The organism is Pseudomonas syringae CC1557, assembly GCF_000452705.1.
GTDB lineage: Bacteria > Pseudomonadota > Gammaproteobacteria > Pseudomonadales > Pseudomonadaceae > Aquipseudomonas > Aquipseudomonas syringae_F.
Window position 1 is genome coordinate 4,703,768 of sequence record NZ_CP007014.1, and the last position, 18,988, is coordinate 4,722,755.

Genomic DNA, 18,988 nt, shown 5'->3' on the forward strand with positions numbered 1-18,988 from the left:
CACGGACCTCTGGTCAATGAAGATTAGAAATTGGCTTCAAGAGAAACGGTAACGGTACGCTCGACCCCGACGATGTAGGCCGGGTCGCCATCGCGGAAACCGCTGTAGGTGGCCGCGTTGGTTTTGGTGGTGTACACGCCGTCGAGGTATTCCTTGTCGAACAGGTTGTCGACGTTCAGACGCAAGGTGGCATCCTTGACGATTTTCTTGTCCACCGGAAGGTAGATCCCTGCGCCCAGATTGAAGATGGTGCGCCCCGGAATACTTTCGTCGTTGGTCAGGTCGCCATACAGCTTGCTGGTGAGCTTGGCGCCAAAGGTCCCGTAATAACTGCCGTCGTCGTAGCCGATGTTGGCGGCCAGCATGTTCTTCGGCACGTTGGAAAACTGCTTGCCACTGGTGGGCAGCTCGATGGCTGCGCCGTTATTGAAGACGGTCAGGTCATCTTTCTGTTTGGCGCGGGTGTAGGTGTACGAGGTGTAGTAATTGAAATGGTGCGGCAGCAAGCCACTCCATTCCAGTTCCAGACCGCTGTTGTCGACTGCACCGGCATTGATGTCGGCAAAGTCGCCGTTGATATCTTTTGATGACACCTGACGGTCCTTGAACTGCATGTAAAACAGCGTGGCCGCCAGCGTCATGTCTTGTTCGGTGTAGCGCCAGCCCAGTTCATGGTTCCAGCTGGTTTCCGGCTTGCTGTCGATGGAACCGGTGCCCGGGTCATAAAGGACGTAGTTCTGCGGCACGCGCATGTTGCGTGACAGGCTGTAGAACAACTGGTCGCGCTCATCCAGCTGATATTTGAGGCCGACGTTAGGCAACAGCTTGTTGTAGGTCTGGTCGCGTTTTTCCGGCCGCTCGGTCAGGCTGCCGTGGTTGGTGCCTTCGCGCTCGACATTCATGTAGGCCAAACCGCCTACCAGCGTCCAGTCCGGGGCGAAATACCAGGTGTCCTGAGCCCAGACTTTTTGTGCAGGCGTCACGGTATAGCGGTCACGGCCCTGGATTTCATTGCCGTTGGCATCGACCATGTAATCCGAATCCGGCTGGATACTTTCGGGCTTGCCATTGCTCTTCAGACGGATGAAAGGCTGAGTCTGCGACTGGCGGGCGCGTTCGTACCAGTAGCCGACCTGTACGCTGTGCTCGTCGTTGACGTCCCAGTTCAACTTGGTGGTGATCCCCGGACGCCATGTCTGCGTGCGCGAAGGCCGGTAATACACGCCAGTGGTCGATGATCCGTCTGCGTTATAAGCCGCCGCCGTCGGCAGGTTGCTCAGGTCGAATAAACCGTTCTGATTCGAGCCGCGATTGAGCGCATAGGAAGAACTGTTCACGCCGCTGCCGTTACCCCAGAAATAATAGGGGATGACTGAAAGAGACAGATTGTCGGCCAGTTTGAATTGGGTATTGAGCACGCCGGTGAACGTCTGGAACGGGTTCTGCGCCAGCTCGTAGTAGCTGGACAATTTGCCGTTGCTGCCCAGCGCAGGCGTCGAAGGATAAGGGTCAAACTTGCGCCCGTTCTGCTGGAACTGACTCTTGGTGAGCTGGCTATAGCTGTTGTTGTCTTGCTCGTGGTACTTGAGGATCAGATTGGCGGTATTGCCCGAGCCCATGTCGAAGAAGCTGTTCCACTCCACTTTGTCGGCGCGCACAGCGCCATCGCCGCGCCACTTCTGACCTTCGGTATGGGACATCGACAGCCAGTTGCTCAGCCCGTTTATCTCGCCGGTATTGAGCCGCGCAAACGTTTTGTAAGTGCCGTTGCTGCCCGCCACCTGTTTGACGAATGCGCCGGTTTCCTTGGTGGGACGAATGGTGACAATACCGATGTTGCCGCCGCTGGAACCGATATGCGGGCCGTCACTTTCGGCAGAGCCTTGAGTCACGAAAATCTGATCGATGTTTTCCGGGTCCCCCAGCAGATTGGAGTACAGCGCGTAGTTACCGGAGTCGTTGATCGGCATACCGTCTACCGACATGCCTACCTGATCGGAGTTGAGCCCGCGCATGGTGAACTTGAAACCAGAAAGGCCCGTGGCGTCTTCGCTGGAGATGTTCAGGCCCGGCGTGTACTTGAGCTTGTCGATCGCATTCCCGGTCGCGGTCTGCTTGTCGAGCGCTTCCTTGGTGACAGTGGAGCGCGCCTTGATGCTCTCCTCCTGCACCATGTAGCCACCCCCGACTGTCGCCTTGCCTTGCACACCAATGGTGCCGACATCACTGGCATTCGAGTCGGCCATGACCATGCCGTGACTCATGCCCGCGGCGACCAACGCAAGGTGAATTCTGGAAAGCTTCATCACTCTGTTCCTTGTCAGTGCTATTGCACGCTGTAGTTGAAGGTAGCGGTGAAGCGCTGTTCGCTGCGTCCGCCAAAGGCTTGCTCGGGAAACGGCTTGACCTGCTTGATGCGGCGCAGACTGTTGGCGGCGGCGCGGTTGAGCAGCATGCTGGAGGCCTGGGTCTGAATGCCGGAGTCCAGCACTCGCCCTTGGCGGTCGACCAATAACCACACCACAACCTCGCCACTCGGGCGCTCCAGTGAGGCCTGGCGCCCCGTCGGGTATTGTTTGTAACCGTCCAGCTCACTGCGCAGTCCTTTGAGGTAGCCCCCTTCCATACCCTGGGTGTCGACTTTCGGCGGTGCGGGTGGCGCAGGCGGTGAAGGCGGCGCAACCGGAGCGCTGGCTATCGGCTTGCTGGGTGCCTGAACCGGCTCGACGGGTTTTGCCACTGCCGGTTTGGGCAAGGGTTTAGGCCTTGGTTCTGGCTTGATCTCCGGCTTGTTTTTTGGCTTGGGAGCAGGCTTGGGAACAGGCTTGGGAGGCGGTGGCGCCGGTTCGGCGTCTTCGCTCTCTACAACAGGCGGCGGAGGTGGCGGCTCGTCAGGTTGTATGGGAGGCGGGTCGGGCTGCGTCAATGGCTCAGGGGCGGGCTGTTCGGGCTCGACCAGCGCCAGCTCGACGGCCGACTCGTCGTACACCGGCTCCACCTTCAAGGCACGTGTTTGCAACCCCATCACAATCACGATGAGCGCCACGAGCGCTGGGAAGCCACCAAGCCACTGACGTACACGAAACAGGAAATACATAGTCAGGATTTGCGCGTGGCGATGGAGACTGACGTGAAACCACCCAGACGCAGGGTGTCCATGATCTCGACCAGACGGGCGACTTCCACGCCCTTGTCACTGTTAACGATGATCGTGGTTTTGGTGTCGGGTTTTTCCAGTGCTTTCAAGGCAGGCACAATGGCGTCGACCGTGGTCGCCTTGCCATCGAGCTGTAATTCGCCGTTGAGTCCCAGAGTCAGGATCGATTTGTTCTGCGGCTTAAGCTGCTGTGAACTGCTGGCACTCGGCAACTGGGTTTTCATCCCCAACGCCGGAATCACGTTCAGACTTACCAATACGAAAAAGACCAGCAGGAACATCATCACATCGATCATGGGGATCAGTTCGATGTGCGCCTTGCGCTTTTTAGGTTCATCCCACGTTCTCATGCCCGGCCTCTCGCTCTCTTGTTAGAGGCCGAGAATCTAGCAACCAAACATGACCGATCGGTTGGTTTTACAAGACCGATACGTGACTGTTACATGGCTGTTACCTGTACATTTCATGGCACTTAAATGATTATTGAGCCTGTCACGGAAATGCCATAACAACGCGGCAGCGTTTGAGCATTCAACCCGACGGAAAATACGGATGAGTCACCCGCTGCCCACCCTCAGAACATCACGTCTGCTGCTAGCCGCGTTGCAGCCTGAACAGGCACTTACCTTCGCGCGCCTGGCCGACGAGCCGACGATTGCGGCCATGACCTCTGCACTGCCCAGTCCCTATACCCTTGAGCATGCGCAGGCATTCATCGCCGAGACCCATGAAAAATACGCCGCCGGTGAGGCGGTGAGCCTCGGGGTTCACCTCCAGGAAACCGGAGAGTTGACCGGGATCGTGTCGCTGCGCCTTTCGATGTCGCATCGCAGCGGCAATCTGGGTTACTGGACAGGAATCCAATACCAAAATCGGGGTTATGCCTGCGAAGCGGCCAAAGGCTTGCTGAGGCATGGCTTCACGGACATGAACCTCAACCGCATCGTCGGCCAGTGCTTCAGCGAAAACCTGGCCAGCGCCAGGGTCCTGGAGAAGTGCGGGCTATCCTATGAGGGCTGTAGCAGAGAGGCATTTCTGAAAAACGGTGTGTTCAAGAACATGTTGCTGTTCGGACTGTTGCGCTCGGAATACGAATCGTCGGAGGCCACGTCATGACAGATTTCAACCCGGACCGTCGACGCATCATTACTGGAGTAGCCGGTGCAACGTTGCTGTCGATCCTCAGCCCGTTTGCGCGCAGCGCGGGGGTCGATTATCCATTCACGCTCGGCGTGGCGTCTGGCGATCCGTTGCCGGACGGCTTCGTGATATGGACACGTCTGGCACCAAAAGTGATGACTCCCTCGGGTGATGGCGGTCTGAACAAACCTGTTGAAGTGCGTTGGAAGATCGCCAGCGATGCGGCCATGGTTCACATAGTCCGCACAGGACAGGCCACCGCCCACCCGCGACTTGCCCATTCAGTGCATGTCGAAGTGAGCGGTTTGCAGCCCGGACGTCCGTATTGGTATCAGTTCGAGAGCCTGGGGGCGCAAAGCGCTGTCGGGCAGGCGTGTACTGCACCGCCGGCAAGCGCCATGGTCTCGGCGCGGTTCGGCTTCGTGTCGTGTTCGCACTGGGAGGCAGGATACTTCAGCGCCTATCGACACCTGGCGGCGGAGCGCCCGGATCTGGTGTTCTTTCTTGGCGACTACATCTATGAGATGAACGTATCCGCGGAAAACCCTCGGTTCCCGCGTCACCACGCTACACCTGACCCCATGGACCTGGCGGGCTATCGCAATCGATACGCGCAGTACAAGACCGACCCCGACCTGCAAGCTTTGCATGCTTGCGCGCCGAGCGTCGCCACGTGGGACGATCATGAAGTGCAAAACGATTACGCCGCTCAGTGGTCACAGGACCCCGGCGTGCCTGTGGACAGTTTTCTGCGCCGCAGGACCGCCGCTTATCAGGCGTTTTACGAACACATGCCGTTGCGCGCCAGCAGCCTGCCCAAAGGACAGGAAATGCGTATCTACCGCAACCTCGACTACGGGCGTCTGGCTCGTTTTCACGTGCTGGACGGTCGACAGTACCGCTCCGAGCAACCCTGCATCCAGGCCAACGGCAGCCGTCGAGGTCACGTCGCGCCCAGCGACTGTCCGGATCTGCATGACCCGAAACGCACCATGCTCGGCTGGGAACAGGAAGCCTGGCTGGACCGCAGCTTCGCCGAGTCTCCCGGGCAGTGGAATGTCATTGCCCAGGATTTGCTGGTCGCGCCACTGGAACAGCGCGATCTCAAGACCCAGGCGCTGGGCCACTGGACCGACGGCTGGGACGGCTACATGACCACCCGCGAGCGCGTGCTGGCCTCCCTGCAACGCCACCAGACCCGCAACCCGGTGTTCTGGGGTGGCGATATCCATTCGTTCTGGACCACCGACCTGCACGCCGACGCAGGTAATCCGGATTCAGCCATCGTCGCCACCGAGTTCGTCGGCACTTCGGTAACCTCCAGCGGACCACCGTTCGACGCTTTCAACAGCATTCTGGGCCTCAATCCACATGTGAAGTTCTTCGATAGCCGTCAGCGTGGCTATGTGTCCGTGGACCTGAGCGAGCAGCAAATGCTGACTCGCTTCCAGGTTGTTTCGGAGGTGCTTGACCCTGCCGCCAGCGTGTCGACGCTCAAGCAATTTGCAGTGGAGGCTGGCAAGACCGGGGCTGTACCTGGCTAGGTGACTCTTTGGATACGCGAGGTTGGGGACGTTACTGTCCACTGTGAAGAGAGAGTAAATGCTCCCTGACGCGCCGCGCATTGCCAGGCCTTGCCCGATGAACAGCTATTCGGTAATGACCGCCAACTGAGTAACACTGAGTTGCATGAAACCGGTATCTACAGGCCTCGTGTACACGTTACGCCAATCCTTAAATCAACTCCCACGTATCGTTGGCCTGCCTGCAAAATGTGCTGTCCTGCTTCTCGGTAGCGCCACCTTCGGTTTTCAGGTTCACCGCTACCGGCCGACAGGTGGTTTCGGCTGCGGTTTTGCCGGACGGCAGAGACGAGATCGAGCCCAGGTCAAATGCCTCGGTCTCTTTGCTGGCCGACACGTTCATCTCATCGAGCTTGACCGGGGACCGCCTCTTTATGGCATCGGCGTCGGACTTCGTCATCACGTAATCCTTGTGCACATAGCCTACCGTCACCCCCCTGCGCCCGACCAGAATCCAGTCGCCGGTAGAGCCTACTGCAGTGAACTGGGTATTGCCCGGCAGGCTGCCTACCTTGTCAGCCCTCATGTCGGGTGCCGAACGCACATTCAGACCGGAGCGAGTGAAGTAAGGCTGGTTTATAAGCTTCATTGACGGCACGGCCTGAATGTTGGGTGTGCGCTTGATCTCGATAGTCCTGGTTGCCCTGTATTCCGGGCCTGGTGTAATAACAGCGCTGGCCTTGGAGTGATCGGAACGCCAGACGGCAGTGGGCTGCGCCACAGTGGTGGCTGGCTGATTGAGAACTTCTTGAGTGCGCAGCGCCAGCGCCTGTTTATCCTTGTCGTCGAGCATCTGGCCGATACGGTTGCCAATGTAGCCACCAACGCCAGCAACGATCAGCGCCGCAGCGATCTGGCCATTGCCTTTGCCCATCGTCGCGCCAACCGCCAGACCGGCAATACCGCCGATCACAGTACCTGCCTGCTCTTTGCTGATGCCCATCTGCGCACATCCGGTGACGGAGGTGGCGACCGTTACTGCCAGGACTGATACAACGAATTTCTTGCGCACTGGATTTGCTCCCTTTTAAAACGGCTCACTCCGCGTCGAGCAGAGGTCTGGTCAGGTTGTACAACATGGCTTGCGCAGACATCGCCCAATGAAAGACACCAGCCATCAGGGTCGGACCTGTCTCGATGCTCTTGAACGCGGTGCGATAACCTGGCGATTGAGTGATCGCGTTGCTGGCAAGCAGGGGGACCACCACAATCAGCGCAATCGCCGCGACTCTGATAGCCAGAAGCCTCTTCTGTATGAACGCGCGCCGCTCGATGGTCGATAGCAGCAACCCGACGATATTAAGGGCCCCCGTGAAAAGACCGCTCAGCAACGACCAGGGCACGAACCACATGTTTTTCAGAACGCTCAGGCTCTGCTCCCCATGCACGTCAGTGTTCGCCACGTCGCTGGCCATGTTGCCGGCAATGCCGTTGAGGTACGCGTTGAACTGGTGGCGGGTCGCGAGCAGGTCCATACCTTCGACGTAGCGCGGGCCAAGCGTGTGCCTGGCCAGTTGGCGGACCTCGCGGGTGTCGGCCATTGCTTGCCGGCTGCGCAGGCCCGATGGCATCGCCAGCGCGTAGTCCTTGGCGCTTGGGAGGGCCTTTGGTTGATCAGTGTTTGAGGAGGCAGCAAGTGGCTCGCGTTTGTTGCCCGGCACACCGGAACGTCTCGCGGTCTCTATCCTGACGTACTCACGGGCGATATCGTCAAAGACCGGAATGAACTCTGCTTGCAGACGCCCATAAAGCACATCGGCATTGCGTCGCGTATAGCCCTTGAAGACGGCTTGAGCAAAACCCTGAAAATTGCGGTCGATCTGCTCGACATACGAGCCTTGAACACTCATCAGCACGCCAAGGTTGGCGATGAAGGCTTTACCCTCGCCCTTGTCGCGGTATTCCTGATAAGGGATGCCGGGGATTTGCAACGAATCGTAGAGCAGACCTTTTTTCGTCACGTAGGCATACAAGCTGTAAACCCGCAGATCAGACGGGAACTCTTCGGCAATGACGTCAGGGACCACACCCTGGACCCACCATGTTACCGGGGCCAGAACCAAGGTGCTGAGCATGATGGAGCGCAGGAGATGCTGCTGATGCCCCCATTTACCGTGGGCCCAGATGCATACGCGCCAGGCCACCAGACAAACACTGACCGACGCCAGGCTCTGACCGTATATCTCAAGGGTCTGCAGGTTCTTGAGGGGGATGTCGGCGCCTGCCTTGTTCAACAACTCCGCGTTGAAAAGCAAGCCGCCCAATAGGCAGAAGGCGTTGAGAACAGCAAGTACAGCAAGCAGCATCCAACCAGTCCTTGTCAGAGCGGAATCAGCCATTCAGAGCACCCAGGTGCAGCTTGAATCACTGATCAACCAATGCTGCATTTTGCCTGTCGTCCAGAGACGATGCCAGAGCTATCAGGTATTGCCGGCCATCCCGGCCGCGCAACACCTCAACCATAGCCATCGACGTCAGGTGCTACTTGAGCTGGTTGGCAAACCGCCCGACGGCACCCACCACCTGCTTGGCCCCTTCCTGAATTTCAACAATCACCGCGCCCGCCTCGTTGGCCAGCATAAGGCCCTGCTCCGCCTGCGTGCGACTGTTGGCCATACCGCGCACTGCCTCATCGGCCAGCGCCTGATTCTGCTGCACGACGCTGACGATTTCTTCGGTCGCTGCGCTGGTACGACCGGCCAACTGGCGAACCTCATCAGCCACCACGGCAAAGCCCCTGCCCTGCTCACCGGCCCGGGCGGCCTCGATGGCAGCGTTGAGCGCGAGCAGGTTGGTCTGCTGAGCGATACCGCCAATGGTTTGCACGATAGAGTTGATCAACAATGACTGTTTGCCCAACGCTTCGATCCCGGACGCTGCCGACTGCATCTCTGCGGAGATCTTGCGCATGGTCTCGACAGTGTTTTGCACAACATCGGCCCCACGCTGGGCGCTGATGTCAGTCTTTTGGGATATTTCGAAAGCCACGCTGGCTGCCTGACTGACGTCCTCTTCGCGGGCGACCTGATCGGTGACCAGCGTGGCGAACTTGACGACCTTGTAGAGATTGCCCTGAGCGTCATGTACCGGGTTGTAGGTCGCTTCCAGCCACACCTCACGGCCATGGCTGTCGATACGTTTGAACCGACCGGCGACAAACTCGCCACGGTTGAGCGTGGCCCAGAAATCACGGTACGCCGTCTGCGATGTTTCCTGCGGATCACAGAACAGGCTGTGATGCTTGCCTTTGATTTGCGTCAGGTTGTAACCCATGCCGCGTAGAAACTGGTCGTTGGCAGTCAATACATGCCCGCTCAGATCGAACTCGATCACCGCACTCGAGCGCAACAGTGCCTGAATGAACGCGGAATTCTCGGCGGCGGTTTCGACGACCTGAGTGATATCAGATCCGTAACACTGAAGATGCGCCAGCTTGCCTTGCTCATCCAGCACCGGCTGCCACATTGCACGAATCCAGACCAGACTGCCGTTGGCGTGCAGAAAACGGTATCTATCAATAACCGACTCGCCGTTCTGCATCGATGACTTGAGGTCACGGTAGCAACTGAGCTGTCTGACGTAACTCGGAATCAAATGGTCCAGGTCACGGCCCACAACCTGATCGAGCGTATAGCCAAGCGTCGTCAGGAAGTTTTCATTGGCATGAGAAATACGATTGCTGGCATCCAGCGTCAACGACAGCATTCGCGCGTCGATCCCTTTCTGCATTTGCCGGTACATGGATAACTCGGCCTGCTGTGCCTGTAATTCCTTTTTCAAGCGAGTATTGAACATGGCTGCACCGATTGTGGGGTTGTACGTATATATCGGCATAAGCGTAGACGTAGTGAGTGTGTTTCGTCGGAATATGACAGGTGAAATTTAAAGCGTTCCTTACTGATTGCTGTATGTCACCAGAAAACCTTGAGTGAGCTAGCCTTGCAATGGAAACCATGTTGGCGATGCTGATGTCAATGAGCAGCAGGCGAGGACTGCCAAGTCAAAAGTGTCTGTTAAGCTCCGCGGCCTAGAGCAGGGATATCGAGGAAGCCATGATGCAACGCATTCTGATCACTGGTGCCAATGGGTTTGTCGGCCAGACGCTGTGCAGCATGCTGCGACAGGCAGGGCATCATGTGATTGCCCTGGTAGGCGCCGAGTCGTCTATTCCAACGAATGCCGACGAGTTTATGCGTTGCGATATACGCGATGCTGCCGGCCTGGAGCACGCACTGTCAAAGACAGCCCCTACCCACGTTGTGCATTTAGCCGCTGTAACTCATGTACCTACCAGCTTCAAAGACCCAGTCCTGACTTGGCAAACCAACGTCATGGGCAGTGTGAACCTGCTACAGGCATTGCAGCGAAACGCTCTAGAGGCTTTTGTGTTGTTTGTAAGCTCATCGGAAGTATACGGTGAGGCATTCAAGCAAGGTAACGCGCTTGGCGAAGACAGCGTTTGCAAGCCCATGAATCCATACGCAGCCAGCAAGCTTGCCGCTGAAAAAGCCTTCGACGAATATTTCCGCCAGGGTCAGAAAGGTATTGTTGTACGTCCCTTCAATCATATTGGTGCCCGGCAATCGCCTGATTTCGCAACAGCCTCGTTTGCCCGGCAGATCGCCTTGATTGAGGCGGGTAAGCAGCCTCCGCAATTGAAAGTCGGCAACCTGAAAGCGGCTCGGGACTTTCTTGATGTGCATGATGTGTGCGATGCCTACATCGCACTGCTGAAACTGGCCGACCGCCTGGAAGACTATCCGAGATGCCTGAACATCTGTAGCGGCGAGCCCACAAGCCTCGATACGATACTTAATCGGCTTATGGCGCTGAGCTCAAGCGCCATCGACATCACGATTGATCCTGAGCGCATGCGCCCTTCAGACATACCCAGCGCATACGGCGATAACTCTGCCATACGACGCGCCACCGGCTGGAAGCCGGCCACAAAGTTGAACGACACACTCACGACCTTGCTCGATTACTGGCGTCACGAGGTAGCTTCGACTGTCTGATTCGTCGGACACTCAAGCAAGGCGGCATACCCTATAACGTTTTGACGCGCATTTAATCCTGCACGCAGCGGGGCAAATCAGAACGAGCTCCCTTTCTGATTGCGCTTCAGATCGGCGTCAACCATTAGCCGGCAAAGCTCTTCAAGGCCGGTTTTGGCCTCCCACCCAAGCACACGCCTGGCTTTTTCGGGATTGCCGATGAGCAACTCAACTTCGGAGGGCCGGTAAAACCTGGGATTGACCTGCACGAGGGTCTTGCCGTTGCTGACGTCTATACCCTGTTCGTTTTCCGCATTGCCCACCCAGTCAAGGGTAATATCGACCGCCTTGAAAGCCATTGACACAAAGTCACGAACAGTTTCAGACCTATTGGTGGCCAGAACGAATGAGTCGGGCTCTTTGGCTTGCAGCATGCGCCACATGCCTTCGACATATTCTTTGGCAAATCCCCAATCGCGTCTGGCGTCCAGATTGCCCAGCTCCAGAAGCTCCGGTTTGCCCAATGAAATACGAGCGGCTGCGTCGGTGATCTTGCGGGTAACGAACTCTTTACCACGCAGCGGCGACTCGTGATTGAAGAGAATGCCGCTGGCACCAAAAATACCGTAGGACTCCCGATAATTGATCGTCATCCAGTGTGCATACAGCTTGGCCACACCGTAAGGGCTGCGCGGATAAAACGATGTGGTTTCAATCTGCGGAACCTCCTGCACTTTGCCGAACATCTCCGAAGTAGATGCCTGATAAAAACGTATCTTGGGATTTACGATACGTATCGCCTCGAGCAGGTTGACTGCACCCAACCCGGTAATTTCGGCAGTTGTTATCGGCTGATCAAAGGAAACACCGACAAAACTCAGTGCTGCCAGGTTGTAAATCTGAGTGGGCTCAGCTTTTTGCAACAGGCGAATGCTGGCGCTCAGATCGGTCAGATCGTGCTCAACCAGATGCAAATTCGGATGCCTGGCTACGCCAAGTTCTTCAAGGCGCCAAAAGTTGACGGAGCTGGTACGGCGATAAGTGCCGTAGACTTTATAACCTTTTTCCAGCAGAAGCTGAGTAAGGTAAGCGCCATCCTGGCCCGTGATGCCAGTGATAATTACGGATTCTTTGGGTGCATTCATTAATGTCGGTTCCGGTCTGGAGCTGGCTCGGTTTGTTTTTTTGCGCGGCCGTACGTTCAGTCTTTCAGCACGCTTGCTTCACACATAAACCACGAGTTCGAGTCGAAGCACATCACTACTATAGATGGTAACTTGAAGTGCAAGCAGCCGATTTAGGCGTCCAGGCTTTCCGCCATCCTGAACGAAGGAAGCAGGCTGTCCCGAGTCAGAAAACCCGAGCCAGGGCTTCATCTTTCTCACCGCGTTAGCGCCTGAACCTGGGCGAGGGTGGCAAAAAATGGAAATCCCAATGTGGGCTAACGCCAGTGCAGATACCGCTTGTCGACACGGTAAGTTACCCCTTTGCAGATTGCTGGCACTAAGACATCATCTTTAATGTCCTAATGGACTCGATGTGAATGCCCCCGGTGCAACATGCTCGCTTCTGCCCTTGATCGTCCCAGCCCTGAAGACTCGAAAACCCTCGCCGAGGTAGAGCAGATGATTGCTTCAGGTGTCGGGGGGCTGCGTTTTGGCCGGGATCTGGAGCGGCGTTATGAAGCAGACACCCACCAGCAGCGTGTGCAGTTCATTACCGCTGTCGGGATAGCCGGCGCTCTGATTTACAACCTGTACCTGATCAGCGACTGGCTGATGTTAAGGGATGTATTTTTCTACGCAGCACTGAGCCGGCTATGCCTGATCACACCGATGTTCATCGTGATGCTGTTGTTCGCACCGCGCATTACCTCTCGCAGGGTTCTGGAAACGACCGCCGCGATCGGCACGGTTATGGCGTCGCTGATGCCACTGATTGTGATGATCAACAGCAACAGCCCGTACCAGCTTCATTATCAGTTGGGGATGCTGCTGCTCATGGTCTACTGCACCATGATCCAGCAGCTCCCGGTACGCTACGCGACAGTCGCCATCCTGTGCATGCTGGCCATTCAACTGGTAACGACCTACATAGCCGGCTTTGCGGACTTTCTGACCTGGCAAGCCAATGCGGTGCTGTTTGTCTCAACTGCAGCCCTGCTATTGATGGCCTCCTACTTTCTGGAACGCGGCAGCCGCTTGAGTTACCTGTTCGCCTTGCGCGGTCGTCTGCTGCAAGCGCAATTGGTAGAGATCGCGCGTATCGACGCGCTGACTCAATTATTCAACCGGCGCTATCAGGATGAGGTGATCACTTCCTTCTGGGAAAGCGCACAGAAAACGCCGACAAACGTGGCGATAATCCTGCTGGACATCGACCATTTCAAATCCTACAACGACAGTTATGGCCATCCCCAAGGCGATACCTGCCTCAAGCTACTGTGCGAGGTCATTCGCCAGAAAACCCAGGAAAACGAAGCCGTGGCGTTTCGATTCGGTGGCGAAGAAGTTCTGATATTGATGAATGCCGATGCCCGTCAGGCCAGAAAACTGAGCGAGACGCTGCAAGCTTCGGTCGCAGCGCTCAAACTCCCACACCCGGTACTGGGCGAAGGCGCACTCGTCACCATCAGCCTTGGCATAGCTTGCGCAACAGCACCCGACACTTCGCCCGAGAGCCTGATAAGCGCTGCAGATAACGCTCTGTACGCGGCCAAGCATGCAGGGCGCAACTGTGCCTGTTTCGCGCGCAATGACGCGTTTGAGTGTCAGGTGTAGCGGGCTGCCAAGCCAGATTTCGAGGTCCTGCGAGGATCAATATCAACAGGTGTTCAGAAAACCATTTCTGATGTCTCCTGGCGTTTATTCAGGTTTCTGTTGCGCTTGCGGGTCTCGCCTTCACAGCCGCCACGTTCATAAACTGATTTTTGACCTATTTGTGCACATGCGGATTTTGCCGTTTTAGCGCGTACGTTTACCCTTTACCACACTTACATCCCGCTTTAATCTCGGCACGCATTCATTTGGCTGGGAGCCATCGCATGAGCATTCACATTGACGTCGACACCAACCCTACGGAAGAGGATCGTCTGGCGATTCTGGAGCCGTTGAAGCGTTTCAATGCTGAACAGGCGGGGGACGGAAAATCCGAAAAGGTGGCGATGTTCATTCGCGATGACGAGACGCGGGAGATTATCGGTGGGCTGCACGCTCGCATTCTGTTCGAGTGGCTGTTCATTGAGCTACTGGTTGTACCGGAGCAGGCCCGAGGCCAGGGCATGGGCTCGCGTTTGATGCAGATGGCTGAAGACCTGGCGATAGAAAAAGGATGCGTCGGCATCTGGCTGGACACCTTCGACTTTCAGGCGCCGGACTTTTATAGGCGTCACGGTTACACCGAATTCGGCCAGATCGACGACTATCCACCGGGGCACAAGCGCTTCTTTTTCCAGAAGCGCTTGTCGAGCGGGCAGCCCTGACGCTGGCTTCAGACCTTGAACTTGACCATCAGGTTATCGAAGGATAGGGCCAGGCGAGAGCGTTACTGACTTGGAGGTACCGAGATAACAAAGTATTCCTCTGGCCGAGGCACGACAGCTGAAACGTGCAATATGCGAAACGATTCATCTGCTTTGTAACGTTCAGAAACACGGCGAGAATATTCCCACGCCGTGTAACAGGAATTTTCCGCGCCTGCTGCGTTAGTATTTCCCGCTTACTCTCAATCAGAGCTTTGAATCAGGATGCCCTCCTCGTCCGCCGAACATGCTGCGCCTTTGCCGTCCGTCCTCGCGGGCCCGTTGTTACGTCGTCAGGAAACCAATCGTCTGGTGCTGTGGCTGGTGGGCTCACGTCCGCTTGGGCTGACCCTGCGTTTGCGACCGAATGCCAATGCGGCGGCCGAAACGTTCGACGACTATCGGCTCGACGGGCAGCAAGTGCAGGTAATCGCGGTAGGCCGCCATGCATTCATTCATCTGATTGACCTGCACCTGGACACCGCACTGCCCACCGATGAATGGATCGAGTACGACCTGCTGGTGGATGGCGAGCCAGATGGCATCGCCAAATGGGCGCCTCACTTGCTGTACCAGGGCGCCCGCTACCCGAACTTTGTGGTGCGCAGCAGCATCGATCACTTGCTGCACGGCTCTTGCCGCAAGCCACACCATTGCGCAGCGGACGGCCTGCTCTGCGTTGACCGGTTGCTGGCCGACACAAAAGAACCGCAGCAACGTCCTGCCCTGTTGATGATGAGCGGCGACCAGATCTATGCCGACGATGTCGCAGGGCCAATGTTGCGCGCCGTTCATGCGCTGATCGAGCGCCTGGAACTGTTCGATGAGCTTCTGGATGGCGCCGTGGTCGAGGACAGCGCCAGCCTTTATAAGCATCCGGCGAGCTACTACCAGCGCGCCGACCTGCTGCCTGCGCTGAAAAGCAACGAAACATTGCGCGAGCGCTTCTTCGGTGGGGCGAGCAAGCCGGTGTTTACCAGCAGTACTGCGGACAACCATCTGGTGACGCTGGCGGAAGTGTTGGCCATGTACCTGTTGGTCTGGTCGCCGACGCCGTGGAGACTGATCGAACCGGACATGCCGCAGCTCGAAGCAGAAGAGCTTGAGCGTTACGCCAGAGAGCAGCAGGTGATCGGCGACTTCGTCGCCGGGCTTGGAGACGTGGCTCGTGCGATGGCGCATGTGCCCTGCATGATGATCTTCGATGACCACGACATCACCGATGACTGGAATCTGTCAGCGAACTGGGAACACACCGCCTACAACCATCCGTTTTCAAAACGCATCATCGGCAACGCCTTGCTGGCCTATCTGCTGTGTCAGGGCTGGGGCAACAACCCCGATCCGCTCAATGACCTGATCCGGCAGGCTAATGCGCTGAGTGCGCAGGCCGTCGGCAATGACAATCAGCTGGACAGCCCGTCTCAGGACGCGCTGATCGATCAGTTGCTGAAGTTTCAGCAGTGGCACTACGTTCTGCCAACCAGCCCGGCGTTGGTGGTGCTGGATACGCGTACGCGGCGCTGGCGCAGTGAATCGAATTTCAACCACCCGTCCGGTCTGCTGGACTGGGAAGCACTTTGTGAACTGCAGCAGGAGCTGATCGATCACACATCAGCGATTATCGTGTCGCCCGCGCCGGTGTTCGGGGTCAAGCTGATCGAAGCAATACAGCGAATTTTCGCCTGGTGCGGGTATCCGTTGCTGGTGGATGCGGAGAACTGGATGGCGCACCGGGGCGCAGCGAATGTCATTCTGAACATCTTTCGCCACTCCAGAACCCCAGGCAATTACGTGATTCTGTCAGGCGATGTGCACTACTCGTTCGTCTATGAAATCCTGATTCGCCACCGCAGTGGCGGGCCCCATATCTGGCAAATCACCAGCAGTGGTATCAAGAATGAATTCCCTCGACGCTTACTGGATACTTTTGATCGGTTGAATCGCTGGTTATACTCCCCTCGCTCACCGCTGAACTGGTTTACCAAGCGACGCCTGATGAAGGTCATCCCGCGCACGCCCGAGCACAGCAAAGCTGGTGAACGCTTATGGAATTCGGCAGGTGTCGGTCAGGTTTTCTTCAATGAACAAGGCCAGCCGACCCTGATCAACCAACTCAATGCCAATGGTGAATCACCTACCTGCTTCGTCGAACCGGAAGATTACCGTGACGATCGGTCTGGAATAGATCGCAGTTTTCTGGAAAGCGACCGGAAAACAAGGGATAGTCACCGCTAAACTTATCGGCAATTGCCGGGTCGATAGTTGCTACCAGTCAGGTTTGCGGCACACCCTGGCAAGCATTATTTCCTGGAGAGCGCCCCCGTGATAACCAATCAACGCATAGCCAGACTCAACGCCTGGGGCGCGCATGGCTTCACCGCCACCGGCGTCGTCCTTGCGTTTCTGGCTACCATTGCCCTGTTCAACAATGAACCAAAAGCCTGCCTGCTGTGGCTAGGCGCAGCTCTGATTGTAGATGGAGTGGACGGTTCACTGGCGCGCAAGGTCAACACCACCTCGGTACTCCCGCACTTCGACGGTTCAGTGCTGGACCTGGTGATTGATTACCTGACCTACGTGTTCATCCCGGCACTGTTCATTTATCGGTACATTCCGGTCCCGGACTACACGCTGCTGCTGAGCATTTCGGTAATTCTGGTCTCGTCGCTGTTCTGCTTCTGCAATGTCGACATGAAAAGCAAGGACAACTACTTCCAGGGCTTCCCCGCTGCATGGAATGTGGTTGCGCTGTGTCTCTATATACTGTCGCCAGCTCCATGGCTGACGTTTGTCACGATCATAGCCTTGGCATTGCTGACCCTGACCCGCATGAAGTTCCTGCACCCATTCCGCGTGCGCCGCTTCATGCCGATCAACATTGCGGTCACCACCGTATGGCTGCTGTCCAGCGCGCTGCTGATCATCAATCATCCGCACAATGGTCCGGTGGTCATGGGCCTGTGGATGACCATGTCGGCGTACTTCCTCGGGATCTGTATCTGGAGAACGTCGCTGGAATGGCTGGGCCGGCTCAAGGCCTGACGCTGACGTTTGCATAAACAGCTCGCTGATCGCCTTGCGCGGTCAGCGAGCTTTTTTATGTGGCGTCAGTTGCCTTCAGCCTGCGCCTCGGCAGCAGGCCGGACCTTTCCAAAGTGATGCGTTGTGTAGCAACACAGGCCTAACCCGCCAAGGGCCAGCAGGCCGCCAACAATGCCGACATTCGCAACCCCAAGCTGGCTGCTCACCACACTGCCGAGCAACGCACCGCCGCCGATACCGATGTTGAAGATGCCCGAGAACAGCGCCATCGCCACGTCGGTCGCATCCGGTGCCAGCGCCAGCACTCGCGCCTGCAACAGCAGCCCGAAACACATGATTGCCATGCCCCACACCACGGTCAGTGTGCCGAGCATCGTGGAGTCACCGGAGAGTGGCAACAGCATCAGCAGGCACAACGTCAGCGTGCCGATGGCAGTGATCAGCAGCCCGTTGGGGAAGCGATCACTGAACAGGCTGAATATGATCGAGCCCATGATCCCGGCACCGCCGAAGACCAGCAGCAAGATCGTGGTCATTTCGCCGCTGAGCCTGGACACGGTTTGCGTGAACGGCTCGATATAGCTGTAGGCGGTGAAATGGGCGGTGACCACGATGGCGGTCAGCAGGTAGATCGCCATCAGACGTGGACGCTTGAACAGAATCGGCAGGCTGCGCAGCGAGCCGGAGTTCTGACTCGGCAGCAACGGCAATGCACGCGCCAGCAGGAACACCACCAGCGCAGCGACCCCGGCGATGCCCAGGAATGTGGTGCGCCAGCCCAGGGCTTCACCCAGCACGCGCCCCAACGGAATGCCCAACACCATTGCCAGTGAAGTACCGGTCGCCAGCAAGCCAAGCGCCTGAACCTGTTTGCCCGGCGGCGCGATGCGCACTGCCAGCGACGCCGTGACCGACCAGAACACCGCATGCGCAAACGCAATACCGACACGGCTCACCAGAAGAATAGCGAAGCTGGAGGCCATCGCAGAGATCACGTGGCTGACCACAAACAGGCCGAACACGAACATCAGCAGCTTGCGGCGCTCGATATTGCGCGTCGCCAGCATCATCGGCAGCGACATCAGCGACACGACCCAGGCATAGATGGTGAGCATCAGCCCGACCTGTGCCGGCGTCATGTCAAAGCTCTGGCCGATGTTACTCAGCAAGCCAATCGGCACGAACTCGGTGGTATTGAAAATGAAGGCCGCCAGGGCCAGCGCGAAGACGCCAAGCCAGCTACCTGCGCTTTCATTTTCAGTGGCGTTCGGAGGTATCGTTATCAAGAATTTACAGCTCTCTAAAAATGTTCCAGCCCGGAGGCCAACCGCCACGCATGAAACTCACGCCTGACACCTGTACAGAAACCACAGCCCGCCCCCATTGAAAAACCAACGCAAAAACGCTCCGCTCGACTGTCAGAATCGGGCGCAGTGTGCAAAGTGGATTATTGTGAATATGGGGGATACAGCCAGATGGCACGAATTCTACGGACCGCCAAGGTGGATCACAACCCGTCCATGGCTCTGGGACTTTACAAGTGACCGCC

Annotated in this window: 15 protein-coding genes and 1 pseudogene; 7 read left to right on the top strand and 9 right to left on the bottom strand. The window is 57.1% G+C overall.

The annotated features are described in order from the left end of the window. Nucleotides 1-23: 23 nt before the first annotated feature. Genes N018_RS20820 through N018_RS20830 form a run of 3 tightly spaced genes read right to left on the bottom strand, consistent with a single transcriptional unit; the run spans nucleotide 24 to nucleotide 3,507 of the window. Nucleotides 24-2,306 carry a TonB-dependent receptor gene (locus tag N018_RS20820; RefSeq protein WP_025390640.1) on the bottom strand — a complete coding sequence of 761 codons (2,283 nt, stop codon included), beginning with the start codon at nucleotides 2,304-2,306 and terminating at the stop codon, nucleotides 24-26. 20 nt (nucleotides 2,307-2,326) lie between these two features. Continuing rightward, a complete protein-coding gene (locus N018_RS20825; protein ID WP_025390641.1) occupies nucleotides 2,327-3,097 on the bottom strand; it encodes an energy transducer TonB family protein in 771 nt (256 codons plus the stop codon). Nucleotides 3,098-3,099: 2 nt separating this feature from the next. Continuing rightward, nucleotides 3,100-3,507, bottom strand: a complete 408-nt coding sequence (locus N018_RS20830; RefSeq protein ID WP_024644856.1) for an ExbD/TolR family protein — start codon at nucleotides 3,505-3,507, stop codon at nucleotides 3,100-3,102. 202 nt (nucleotides 3,508-3,709) lie between these two features. On the opposite strand from N018_RS20830, the gene N018_RS20835 reads away from it, so the two are divergent. Together N018_RS20835 and N018_RS20840 are read left to right on the top strand one after the other, a co-directional pair. Beyond that, nucleotides 3,710-4,273, top strand: a complete 564-nt coding sequence (locus N018_RS20835; RefSeq protein WP_025390642.1) for a GNAT family N-acetyltransferase — start codon at nucleotides 3,710-3,712, stop codon at nucleotides 4,271-4,273. Next, on the top strand, nucleotides 4,270-5,841 hold the full coding sequence (locus N018_RS20840) for an alkaline phosphatase D family protein (RefSeq protein WP_025390643.1): 1,572 nt from the start codon (nucleotides 4,270-4,272) through the stop codon (nucleotides 5,839-5,841). The genes N018_RS20835 and N018_RS20840 overlap by 4 nt, the downstream gene beginning before the upstream one ends. Nucleotides 5,842-6,031: 190 nt before the next feature. Here the strand turns inward: N018_RS20840 and N018_RS20845 are convergent, their stop codons facing one another. The 4 genes and pseudogenes from N018_RS20845 to N018_RS28810 all read right to left on the bottom strand — a co-directional run. Continuing rightward, entirely contained in the window at nucleotides 6,032-6,892 is an 861-nt protein-coding gene (locus tag N018_RS20845) for an SH3 domain-containing protein (RefSeq protein ID WP_025390644.1), read from the bottom strand. Nucleotides 6,893-6,917: 25 nt separating this feature from the next. Next, complete coding sequence (locus N018_RS20850) at nucleotides 6,918-8,186, bottom strand: hypothetical protein (protein ID WP_025390645.1); 1,269 nt, start codon at nucleotides 8,184-8,186, stop codon at nucleotides 6,918-6,920. 175 nt (nucleotides 8,187-8,361) lie between these two features. Beyond that, nucleotides 8,362-8,868, bottom strand: a complete 507-nt coding sequence (locus N018_RS28805; protein ID WP_438826901.1) for a methyl-accepting chemotaxis protein — start codon at nucleotides 8,866-8,868, stop codon at nucleotides 8,362-8,364. A gap of 81 nt (nucleotides 8,869-8,949) precedes the next feature. Then, nucleotides 8,950-9,714, bottom strand: a pseudogene (locus tag N018_RS28810) (PAS domain-containing protein); the annotation flags it as partial. A gap of 221 nt (nucleotides 9,715-9,935) precedes the next feature. Here N018_RS28810 and N018_RS20860 point away from each other — a divergent pair. Beyond that, complete coding sequence (locus N018_RS20860) at nucleotides 9,936-10,895, top strand: GDP-mannose 4,6-dehydratase (RefSeq protein ID WP_025390647.1); 960 nt, start codon at nucleotides 9,936-9,938, stop codon at nucleotides 10,893-10,895. A 77-nt stretch (nucleotides 10,896-10,972) separates the two neighbouring features. Here N018_RS20860 and gmd read toward each other — a convergent pair whose 3' ends face one another. Beyond that, nucleotides 10,973-12,019: a GDP-mannose 4,6-dehydratase gene (gene gmd, locus N018_RS20865; protein WP_024644849.1), complete on the bottom strand. Its 1,047-nt coding sequence runs from the start codon at nucleotides 12,017-12,019 to the stop codon at nucleotides 10,973-10,975. A 414-nt stretch (nucleotides 12,020-12,433) separates the two neighbouring features. Here gmd and N018_RS20870 point away from each other — a divergent pair, with 414 nt between their 5' ends. The 4 genes from N018_RS20870 to pcsA all read left to right on the top strand — a co-directional run bounded on the left by N018_RS20870 (nucleotide 12,434) and on the right by pcsA (nucleotide 17,439). After that, nucleotides 12,434-13,654 (top strand): GGDEF domain-containing protein, encoded by a 1,221-nt coding sequence (locus tag N018_RS20870; RefSeq protein ID WP_025390648.1) that lies wholly within the window; start codon nucleotides 12,434-12,436, stop codon nucleotides 13,652-13,654. A gap of 263 nt (nucleotides 13,655-13,917) precedes the next feature. Beyond that, complete coding sequence (locus N018_RS20875; protein ID WP_024644847.1) at nucleotides 13,918-14,355, top strand: GNAT family N-acetyltransferase; 438 nt, start codon at nucleotides 13,918-13,920, stop codon at nucleotides 14,353-14,355. A 264-nt stretch (nucleotides 14,356-14,619) separates the two neighbouring features. Beyond that, a complete protein-coding gene (locus N018_RS20880; protein WP_025390649.1) occupies nucleotides 14,620-16,632 on the top strand; it encodes an alkaline phosphatase D family protein in 2,013 nt (670 codons plus the stop codon). Nucleotides 16,633-16,719: 87 nt separating this feature from the next. Further along, the gene (gene pcsA / locus N018_RS20885) at nucleotides 16,720-17,439 is read left to right on the top strand and encodes a phosphatidylcholine synthase (RefSeq protein WP_024644845.1); all 720 of its coding nucleotides are present in this window, start codon (nucleotides 16,720-16,722) and stop codon (nucleotides 17,437-17,439) included. A gap of 65 nt (nucleotides 17,440-17,504) precedes the next feature. Here pcsA and N018_RS20890 read toward each other — a convergent pair whose 3' ends face one another. Continuing rightward, the gene (locus tag N018_RS20890) at nucleotides 17,505-18,725 is read right to left on the bottom strand and encodes a sugar transporter (protein WP_025390650.1); all 1,221 of its coding nucleotides are present in this window, start codon (nucleotides 18,723-18,725) and stop codon (nucleotides 17,505-17,507) included. Nucleotides 18,726-18,988 lie beyond the last annotated feature (263 nt).